The following is a 1,794-nucleotide window of genomic DNA, read 5'->3' as shown; positions in this document are numbered from 1 at the left end:
CAGCGGGGCCCCGAACGCGGCTGGCTACGGGCGCACCTGGCCGACACCGACGGCCCGGACCGCCTCGACGCCCTCCACGACGCCCTGCGCGGGGAGGTCGGCCGGGTCCTCGGGGACACCGACCGCGTCACCGACCAGGAGGGGTTCGCCGACCTGGGCATGGACTCGATCATGGTCATCGACCTGCACGGACGCCTCGTCCACGCCCTCGACCTCGACCTGCCCTCCACCGTCGGCCTGGACCACCCCACCGTCGAGGCCATGGCCCGCTACCTCGACCACAGGCTGCTCGGCGAGCAGGCCGCGCCCGAGCCGCCCGCCCCGACCCCGCCGACACCGGAACCCGCCGCGGACCTGGCCGAACTGAGCACCGAGGACCTCGTCGCGGCCGCCCGCGCCGAGCTGATGAGCGAAGAGTGAGGAAGACCGTGGAAGCGACCGAACTGCGCAGCCTCGTCGAGGAACAGCTCGCCCTGACCCGCAGACTCAAGGACCAGGTGCGCCGGCTCAAGGAGGAGAGCCGGGCCCCGCTGGCCGTCGTCGGCACCGCCCTGCGCCTGCCCGGCGGCCTGACCGCACCGGACCAGTACTGGGACTTCCTCAACGGTGGCGCGGACGCCACCAGCGAGTTCCCCGAGGACCGCCCCGGTCTGCGCTCGGTGTACGACCCGCAGCCGGGCCGCCCCGGAACCTCCTACGTGTCCCGGGCGGCCCTGATCGACGACATCGCCTCCTTCGACGCCGCGTTCTTCGGGATCTCCCGCCGCGAGGCCGAGTCGCTCGACCCCCAGCAGCGCCTGATGCTGGAGGTGGCGTGGGAGGCCATGGAACGGGCCGGGATCGCGATCCGCCGCGGGCGGCGGCTCGACGCCGGGGTCTTCGTCGGCATCATGGCGGCCGAGTACACCGACCGGCTCACCCGGGGCGCCGACCTGGACGGCATCGACCCCTACTACGGCACCGGCGGCGGCCACGCCTTCGCCGCCGGACGCGTCTCCCACGCCCTGGGCCTGTCCGGCCCGGCGGTGAGCGTGGACACCGCCTGCTCCTCCTCCCTGGTGGCACTGCACCAGGCGGCGCAGAGCCTGCGCCGGGGCGAGTGCCGCTACGCCCTCGTCGGCGGCGCCAACGCCCTCTTCTCCCCGGAGCTGATGGTCTCCCTGTGCCAGAGCCGGGCCCTGGCCCCCGACGGCCGCAGCAAGCCCTTCCTGGCCTCCGCCGACGGCTACGGCCGCGGCGAGGGCGTGGGCGCCCTGGTCCTGATGCGCCTGGAGGAGGCCGAGCGCGAGGGCCGCCCGGTCCTGGCCGTGCTGCGCGGCAGCGCCGTCAACCACGACGGCGCCTCCTCCGGGCTGACCGTGCCCAACGGACCCGCCCAGCAGGAGGTCCTCCGCTCCGCCCTCGCCGACGCCGGACTGCGCCCCGAGGAGGTCTCCTACGTCGAGGCGCACGGCACCGGCACCTCCCTGGGCGACCCCATCGAGGCGGGCGCGCTCCAGGAGGTCTACGGCGGCTCCGACCGTGAGGCGCCCCTGAAGGTCGGCAGCGTCAAGGCCCGGCTGGGCCACCTGGAGGCCGCCTCGGGGGTGGCCGCGCTGATCAAGGTCGTCCTCATGCTGCGCCACGGCACCGTCCCCGCCGCCCGCGCACCCGAGGACGGCCCCCTCAACCCCCACATCCCCTGGGATACGGGGAATCTGGAGGTTCCCGACCGCGCCGCCCCCTGGCCGGAGCACGCACGCGTCGCGGGGGTCAGCGCCTTCGGGCTGAGCGGCACCAACGCCCACGCCCTGC

At 75.1% G+C, this 1,794-nt stretch carries 2 protein-coding genes; both read left to right on the top strand.

What is annotated here, in order from left to right; translation table 11 throughout:
* On the top strand, window positions 1-420 hold a 420-nt coding region (locus D471_RS0112385), incomplete at its 5' end, for an acyl carrier protein (protein ID WP_026127658.1).
* Between the two features lie 8 nt (window positions 421-428).
* The coding region (locus tag D471_RS34110) for a beta-ketoacyl [acyl carrier protein] synthase domain-containing protein (RefSeq protein WP_040689397.1) at window positions 429-1,794 on the top strand (1,366 nt) is incomplete at its 3' end.

Source organism: Nocardiopsis lucentensis DSM 44048, from assembly GCF_000341125.1.
GTDB classification, from domain to species: domain Bacteria; phylum Actinomycetota; class Actinomycetes; order Streptosporangiales; family Streptosporangiaceae; genus Nocardiopsis; species Nocardiopsis lucentensis.
This window is presented reverse-complemented; position numbering and strand designations above follow the sequence as displayed.